Source organism: Halomonas sp. V046 (genome assembly GCF_052645355.1).
On sequence record NZ_JBQXYF010000040.1, the window covers coordinates 1 to 1,010 of the forward strand.

Here is a 1,010-nt window from a genome sequence, read left to right on the forward strand (position 1 = left end):
GGCGGCGTGGTCACGATCTATCGCTACAACTACCACAACGAGATCGAGTCGATCACCCACCCCTACCATCCGGCACTTGGCAGCGAGCACTGGCGCTGGGATGCCCACGGCCGGCTCACCCAGCACCGGGACGGCGAAGGCCGCACGACGCGCTATCGCTACGACGGCGAAGGGCGAATGACCGCCGTCACCGACCCCCAGGGGCTCACCACGCGCATCGAGTACGACGACCAGGGCCTGCCGGCGCTCGTGACCGACCCCGACGGGCGCACGCGAAGAACCCGCTTCGACCCGCGCGGCCTTGCCACCGAAGAGATCGCCCCCAGCGGGCGCAAGACGAGCTTTACCCACGACGAGCGCGGCCTGCTCACGGCCCTGACCGATGCCGCGGGCAACACCTACCGCTACGCCTGGAACGACCAGGGCCTGCTGGTCAGTGCCAGCGACTGCTCGCACAAGACCACCCGCTATCGCTACGACCACCGCGGCCATCTTAGCGAGGTGATTGACGCCGCCGGCCATCACACCCAGTACCAACTGGATGCCGGTGGCCTGCCGCGCTCGATCCAGCACGCCGATGGCGCCGTCGAGACCTTTCACCACGACGGTGAAGGCAACCTGACCCGCCACGTCGACCCCGCCGGCCACCAGACCCGCTACCGCTATAACGCCAAGCATCAGCCCATCGAGCGCCGCGACCCACTGGGCCAGACCCTGAGCTACCACTACGACCCGCTGCTGCGCCTTCGCCACCTGGTCAACCAGAACGGCGACAGCTGGGACTTTAGCTACGACGGCGGCGGTCATCTGGTCGCCGAGCGCGGCTTCGATGGCCGCACCAAGGCCTATCACTACGACGCGGCGGGCCAACTGGCAGCGCTGCACGAAGGCGAGCAGATCACCACCTTCACCCGCGACAACCTTGGCCGGGTGCTGGAGCGAACCAGCGAGGTGCCCGGCCACCACCGGACCCACACCACCTTCGCCTACGACGCCCAAGGGCGCCTGGT

At 68.2% G+C, this 1,010-nt stretch carries 1 pseudogene; it reads left to right on the forward strand.

Features of this window, described 5'->3' with window-relative positions:
- Positions 1 to 1,010: pseudogene (locus ACUN9Y_RS22095) on the forward strand (hypothetical protein); the annotation flags it as partial.